Here is a 6,926-nt window from a genome sequence, read left to right as displayed (position 1 = left end):
ATTTTGCCAAATTCGGTAAGCATAGTATTTTATAAATTTTTCCCCAAAAATACTATTTGAGGTAAGTAATGTCAAGTGAATAAAACTGGCAGGAGAGCTCAGGCTTATATTAGTTTAAATAAAAATAGGATTTATGGTATATTTTGCAAAATGACGTGAATTTATGCAAAAAGGACTCAAACCTCCGGTTTTAGCCGGAGGCACTTTTATTCTCCCATTGAGTGAAAATGGATGACAGCTCCTCTTCCGGTCCCGGAGTTGATATAGAGTGTCTTTGGGTTGCCGTTATCGGTCTTTTCAAGCACAATTTCCTTTGTCTTGTCTATAAAATGGGATACCGAGGAGGTAAGGCCTGCTATTACCTGTGCTATGGAATTCTCCTTGTCAGTATTTGAAATATTGACTCCTTTTAAGGGAAGATTTGTCACTTCGTCAATTTTTTCCTTCTGGTCGTTATAAACTTCAACTGTAACTATCTTATCCCTGTTTGCCTTCGTGAAGTTATGAAAAAAGACGATCCATTCCTTCTCCGGAACTACCTGTCGTGTCATAATGTACCTTTTCTTTATATCGTTGTGTATAAATACAATCAGTTTTTATATAATATAAAATATTTCAGGAGCTAAAAATTGCAAGTGAATTATTAATGCTTTAAAGGCTTTATGATTCTATCTTCCGGACTATCTCTTCGCAAAACCAGTGTGTTAGGAGGGCATCGCGGGCAGGCACACGCGAGAACTCCTTATTCTGTACAACCAGCAGAAAATGCCTGATCATCTCCTCAAAGCCCCTTCTAAACAATACAGTATCCCAGTCATTGAATTTTATCACCTTTTCTTCGCTATTTACAAAAAGTGTCTTTGAATTCAGATCCCTTACTACGTGCTTTTCACCTTCTTTCATAACTTCCAGCACTTCTTCAGAAATTCCGTTATTGCGGTTCATAATGGCAATTGCCGTATAATTTTCAGATGTGAACTGAACCGTTACATGAAGGAGCTCCCCGTCTTTTTTGTAATGATTTACAGATATGTCACTTGAAAGCCCGGGGCTTAAGAATCTGATTGTGTCAACTACATGAATAAAGTCATCAAAGATGAAGGTTCTTACTTTTCCGGGCAGCGATACACGGTTTTTCTGCATAATAGTGATTTTGGGAGGCACTGCGTCCTTAAGGGACGAATACATTGGGGCAAAGCGCCTGTTAAATCCTGTAAAGAGCACGACACCCTTTTTTTCAGAGAGCTCAACTAGCTTTTCTGCTTCACCATAGTTATAGCTGAAGGGCTTGTCTACAAAAACAGGAATATTACTTTTTAGCAGCTTTTCGGCAATCGGAACGTGCGATTCTGTGGATGAATGGATAAATGCAGCCTCTATTCCCATCGTAAGCAGTTCATCCAGAGACTGTGTTACTTCAGAAACACGGTACTTTTGAGCTAAGGTCTGTAATGTCAGGGCGTTACGTGTGCAGAGTACGGGTGTAACATCCTTATTGTTTAGTATAACGGGCAGATATGCTTTTTGTGCAATGTTGCCGAGTCCGATAATGCCAATTCTCATTTATTATCCGTTTTGTTAAAATCTACTGAATTAAATTTCCTGTGGATATCCTTGTCTCCGTAAGCATCAGCCTGAATAGTACTTAGCTCCTCATCTGTGTAGCCCGAGCCTATGCTCCTGATAAAGACACGCTTGTCCTTTTCATTAACTTCGTAGTAAATTCTCCAGGTGCGGTAGGCAAGCTCATAGCTGCCCGCTGTCTCTGAAGGTGAAATCTGGCGGATCCTTTTCCTGGAGTTGTCGGAAGGCTTAAATTCAAGCTGCAGCTTAGAAAATCCGAAAAGGTTAGTTCCTGAATTTTCCTTCAGCCATGACATCTGTTTACGTGCAAGTTCTGAATACGAAACGGCATACATCTCTTCAAGACCTGCTTTGACCCACCCGGTTTTGCTTTCCGGGAATGAATCTGAATAGGGGAGATAAGGCTTAATGTCCAGAACTGGCGAACCGTCCAAAATATCCGAATTTGTGATAAATACCCTTAATCCCTCCACTTTTTCCAGCCTCACGCAGCTGATCCCAATGGGATTAGGCCTGTGGGGGGAGCGGGTGGCAAAAACCCCGATTTTTTTTCTTGAATGCCTCGGCGGCTGTACAAGCGGTTTCCAGTTAGGGTTCAGGTGGAATAAATATATGACCCAGATTCTGTCGAAGCCCTCAAGGTCTTTTAATGCCTGTTCAAAATTAAGATGAGGCTCAAGTTCAATTACCGATAGAGTATCATCTGCCAAAACGCCCTGACGCGGAGTTTCGTAGCGGTACTTTTTTTCTGAATGAAGGACCCCGATCGGTTTTAATATAAATTCTTTCAATATTTCTTTAATCCGTAAGTAACAGTTATCTCTTTCTTGTTGAAAATCTGGCTCTTTCGTACTGCTTAGGCCACGGGATTTCTACTCCCAGTTTTGAGGCCGCATGAAGAGGCCAGTAAGGGTTTCTAAGCAGTTCCCGGGCGATGAGTACTGCATCTGCTTTACCGGAGGCTATGATCTCTTCGGCCTGCTGCGGGTCTGTAATCATACCGACTGTGCCTGTCAGTATGCCGGTTTCTTTTTTAATTGCTTCTGAAAAGGGGACCTGGTAACCGGGGCCGGCTGGAATTTTAACGTGTGGAATAATTGCTCCTGAAGAGCAGTCAATTAAATCTATTCCGATTTCTTTAAGTTTTTTTGCAAATTCAACTGACTGAGGCAAATCCCAGCCTCCTTCAGTCCAGTCGGTTGCGGAAATTCTGACAAAAACCGGTTTATCCACTGGCCAGAGATTTCTTACCTCCTTTGCAATCATTAAAGGGAACCTCATCCTGTTTTCAAGGCTGCCTCCGAACTCGTCCAATCTTTTGTTGCTAAGAGGGGACAAGAACTCGTGCAGCAGGTATCCGTGTGCAAAATGGAGTTCGGCAACTTCAAAGCCTGCCTGAAGGCTAAGCCTGGCGGCGCTGCTAAACTCCAGGAGCACAGCGTCAATATCATTGTGGTCCATTTCTTTAGGCAATGGGTAATTAGCGTCAAATGGAATAGCGCTTGGTGCAATTGTCTGCCACCCCTTTTCAAGAGGCCCGCCGCCATCGAAAGGGGATGCCGTGGAGGCTTTTCTTCCAGCATGAGCTATCTGTATACCCGGAACTGAACCCTGGCTTTTAATAAAATCTGTCACCGGCTTAAAGGCTTCGGCGTGTTTTTCCGACCAGATCCCGGCGTCCCCCGGAGAAATCCTGCCAATGGGGGAGACTGAGGTGGCCTCAGACAATACCAGAGCCGCTCCGCCGACAGCCCTGCTTCCCAGGTGAACCAGGTGCCAGTTGTTTGCAAGCCCGTCCGTGCTTGAATACTGGCACATTGGGGAAACAAATATACGGTTTTTGAATGCCAGGCCTCTGATCTTTAAGGGAGAAAAGAGTTTGGATTCCATATATACAACCCTCAATTAAAGAATATTTAAATATACTTGAATTGGGAAAAGAAAACTACTTTTTGCCGAAAAGCTTTTTGATTTTTCTGAAGATCCCTTTCCCAAGCATCAGGTCGGCATTTACAATAATGGTCTTCACGAGCCTGAGTATATCCTGGTCCCCGGCCCAGTGCCTTCTTATAATTTCCGGATTAACGTCTCCCACAAGCTGGTTCAGTGCATAGGCTGCCACGGTAATATCGTCCAGATATCCTATCGGGCCCAGAAATGCCTCAGGTATAAGGTCGATCGGGGCAATGAAGTATGCAATAGCCGCGCCGATTTTTAATTTGCTCGACATCGGGACCTCGGGGTCGCGGGCAACCTTGTAGAGGAGGTGAAAGATATCGGGCGCAAGGAGTATAAATTCGCTCCATTTCTGGTTCCGGCCCGCCTTGTTATTGAACCAGTCTTTTATCTGGCCTCTTAACCTGAGGTAAAAGTCTTTTTCTTTATTGTCCATATATAAAGCTTTGAACTATGAAAAAGCCTGCCAAATCTGGCAGGCTTAAAATTTGTATATCTGCAAAAAGAAACATGCTACTCGCTCGGCCTCATGGCCGAGACGCGCCTGATAGTATTTCTGAACTCCTGGGGTTCGGCATCTTTTTTCAAATATCCGGTTGCTCCGGCCTTGAATATATTCCAGAGGTATGAATCATCAGATACCGAACTGAGCACAATAACAGGGGTAAAAGGTGCAATTGTGCGCAGGTCATCCAGGGTTTCAATAGGGCCCCTGCCAATTAAATCCACATCCATTATTACCACATCAAAATTATCCCTCAGCACCATGTCAAACATTTCAATATCTGTTGAAGCAATACGGGTGATATTCATGTCGCGTTCATTATGAAGCAGGCTTATGAATCCTTTTTTTACAATTTCAGAGCTTGTAGCCAGTAAAATGCTAATCATATATCTTTCTTTCAAAAAATAGTTTAACACCTGCTGCTGTAACAGAAAAAGTCCTTTCCTTAACTGCGCACACTTTATCCTGGCTCCCCGAGGAGAGCCTCAAAAATGTCATTTTGCTTATTAATATATTAAATGGGTTTTTTATGTGATTTATAAGTCATTTTTGAATCACTTTTTCACATTTTCTTCAGTACCATTATCGTCAGGTCATCTGCCTTGGGAGTGCCGTCAAGAAAGCTGTTTAGTTCGGTCTTTACCGTTTCAACAATTTGTCTGCTGGTCATATGCTTAAAGTTTTTCCCGAGCTTCAAAATCCTGTCCGTTTCAAACTGTTCTTCCTCTTTAGCGGCTTCGCTAAGCCCGTCGGTATAAATAAAAAGCACATCCCCCGGCTTCATTTCAGCAAAGCTGCTCTCGTAGGCTGCTCCGCACAAGACACCCATTGGGATTCCGTTAGTCGGGAGTTCCTTATAATTCCCGTTGCTGAATAAAATGGGAGGGCAGTGTCCGGCGTTTGTAACCTCAATCTTACCGTCGTCAAAGGCATCTGCAAGAATGAGAGTGGCAAATTGAGATGAAGCCGTGCTTTCGCACAGCTGCCTGTTTACTCTGTCCATTATCTCGTTTGACTTAAGTTTAAGGGGTATAATGCTGTGAAACATTGCATGCAGGTGTGTCATCAGCATCGAGGCTGCCACACCCTTGCCCGAAACGTCGCCCATAATGAGATAATGGTGGTCCTGGGCTTCCTCGGGAATAATAATATCGCAATAATCCCCGCTGACAAAACCGGATGGTTCATAGTGATAGGAAATATCCCATCCCGGCACCTTGATATCGAGCGGAGGCAGGAGCTTTCTTTGAATTTTCATGGCCAGCTTCAGGTCCTCTTCCAGGCTCCGCTGCTGCTGTGTATTCATATGGTCCAGGCATACCCTGACTAAAGGATCGGTCTCCAGGGAATCTATTTCAATAGGGTCTCCGCAAACCTCACAGGTTCCGAAGGTTCCGCTGTCCATTCTCATAAGAGCTGTCTCAACATCCTCCAGCAGATTCATCAGTTCGGAGGCTGAGACGTACTTTTGCGTAAGGCTTAGGAGCCTGTTTTTCCTGTCAATTATCTTTCCCCTGATATCATTTAGGTCGTCCTGTCTCATTGTTTCTCCCTCTTTCTCTGCAAATAAAACTGTTTCTCGGCTTTTTATTCGATATAAAATTCCAAATTACCTGTTAAATTGCAATAGAATTCCGGGTCCTTTCGTATAAATTGCCCGAGACTTAGTCCTCATTCAAGTGCCGATATCAAACATAAATTCTATGGTTTTATTGACAATTACACTATTTTTTTCAAAGTTTCGGTGTGCATTACAAAGAGTAAAAAACACGTAAAAACAGAAAGGATTAAATTAATAAGATTACTTGAAAAATTGAGGTGCAAAAATGTCTATCAAAAAGGAAATACTTAAAATGATATGCGATTTTATCGATGCCTACGGAAAAGAACCCACCAAAATTTATATGACACGATCAAAAACTGATCAGCTTCGTTATGAGGAAGCATTTCCGCCTGATAAAGAGCCGCATGAGGTATATGAAGAAAAACTTTTTGGACTGACCCCGTCGTGGAATGCAAAGGTCTTTAAGGTTGAATAACTTTTCTTTGGAGTACCCCTGACCGACAAGTTACAATATGCTTCCTTTTGGGGGTCCCATATTAATTGAATCAGGATGCTGGAAGAATAAGAACAAATCATTTTTTAATAGAAGATTAAGGGGTCGGAATAGAAAAGGATCATTTTGACAGATTTTTTCTTATATTTTAAAGACTGCATGATAGGGGCAGTTATCCCGGAAAAGGGAGATAGGCCCGACGCTCTGTAAAAAGGATAGTTGAACTTTACGCGGGGCAGGATGTGGGATGAATCCGAAGTTAACACGGGGTCCGCTTCTATTTTCAGCCTGCCTTCGGGCTTGGTACTTGGCTATAAAATAATTCCATAGGTGAATTTCATGCCGGCAGACAATAAACTCGAAATACTGCTCGTTGACGATAATAAAGCGGATATCTGGATGATTGATGATTTTATCCGCGAAAAAAATCATAACGTAAAATTAACTGTCTTAAGAGACGGGCAGGAAGCTGTCTCTTACATCAATAAGGAAGCGGATTTTAAGGATGTTCCTGATCCCTCACTGATTGTCCTCGACCTTAATATGCCCAGACTCAATGGCAAGGAAGTACTGGCAAAAATCAGCCGGAACGGCCGGCTGCAGAATGTGCCGGTTGCCGTCCTTACATCTTCCTCCAATCCCAGGGATGAGGAAGAATGCAAAGAGCTTGGAGCCGATTATTACTTTACAAAACCGGCCTCGCTGGAAGATTACGACTTCATCGTCAGCAGCTTTGTCAGAATTGCCTCCAGGAATAATGAGACCTCAGGCAGGACAAATGCCCCCCGATGACACTTTTGTTTTTGCTTCAGTGCATTGTCTGG

Annotated in this window: 9 protein-coding genes; 2 read left to right on the top strand and 7 right to left on the bottom strand. The window is 43.1% G+C overall.

The window, feature by feature from the left end:
* Positions 1-206 precede the first annotated feature (206 nt).
* From HF312_20910 to HF312_20880, 7 genes are all read right to left on the bottom strand, one after another.
* A complete protein-coding gene (locus tag HF312_20910) occupies positions 207-551 on the bottom strand; it encodes a DUF5335 family protein (protein MCU7522684.1) in 345 nt (114 codons plus the stop codon).
* A 109-nt stretch (positions 552-660) separates the two neighbouring features.
* Entirely contained in the window at positions 661-1,563 is a 903-nt protein-coding gene (locus HF312_20905) for a Gfo/Idh/MocA family oxidoreductase (GenBank protein ID MCU7522683.1), read from the bottom strand.
* Positions 1,560-2,375 (bottom strand): tRNA (N6-threonylcarbamoyladenosine(37)-N6)-methyltransferase TrmO, encoded by an 816-nt coding sequence (gene tsaA, locus HF312_20900; protein ID MCU7522682.1) that lies wholly within the window; start codon positions 2,373-2,375, stop codon positions 1,560-1,562. Before tsaA ends, HF312_20905 begins: the two co-directional genes overlap by 4 nt.
* Positions 2,376-2,400: 25 nt before the next feature.
* Positions 2,401-3,474 carry an NADH:flavin oxidoreductase/NADH oxidase gene (locus tag HF312_20895; GenBank protein MCU7522681.1) on the bottom strand — a complete coding sequence of 358 codons (1,074 nt, stop codon included), beginning with the start codon at positions 3,472-3,474 and terminating at the stop codon, positions 2,401-2,403.
* Positions 3,475-3,529: 55 nt separating this feature from the next.
* Positions 3,530-3,976, bottom strand: a complete 447-nt coding sequence (locus HF312_20890) for a DUF1232 domain-containing protein (GenBank protein MCU7522680.1) — start codon at positions 3,974-3,976, stop codon at positions 3,530-3,532.
* 77 nt (positions 3,977-4,053) lie between these two features.
* Positions 4,054-4,431 carry a response regulator transcription factor gene (locus tag HF312_20885; GenBank protein ID MCU7522679.1) on the bottom strand — a complete coding sequence of 126 codons (378 nt, stop codon included), beginning with the start codon at positions 4,429-4,431 and terminating at the stop codon, positions 4,054-4,056.
* A 176-nt stretch (positions 4,432-4,607) separates the two neighbouring features.
* Positions 4,608-5,588, bottom strand: a complete 981-nt coding sequence (locus HF312_20880) for a SpoIIE family protein phosphatase (protein MCU7522678.1) — start codon at positions 5,586-5,588, stop codon at positions 4,608-4,610.
* A 283-nt stretch (positions 5,589-5,871) separates the two neighbouring features.
* Between HF312_20880 and HF312_20875 the strand changes: the two genes are divergently transcribed.
* Positions 5,872-6,084, top strand: coding sequence for a hypothetical protein (locus HF312_20875; GenBank protein MCU7522677.1), 213 nt, complete (start codon positions 5,872-5,874; stop codon positions 6,082-6,084).
* Positions 6,085-6,441: 357 nt separating this feature from the next.
* Complete coding sequence (locus tag HF312_20870) at positions 6,442-6,894, top strand: response regulator (protein MCU7522676.1); 453 nt, start codon at positions 6,442-6,444, stop codon at positions 6,892-6,894.
* Positions 6,895-6,926: the final 32 nt, after the last annotated feature.

The sequence above is a fragment of the Ignavibacteria bacterium genome (assembly GCA_025612375.1).
Classification (GTDB): Bacteria; Bacteroidota; Ignavibacteria; order Ignavibacteriales; family SURF-24; genus JAAXKN01.
The sequence above is the reverse complement of the archived record's forward strand: the minus strand, read 5'-3'. Positions and strand labels throughout refer to the sequence as shown.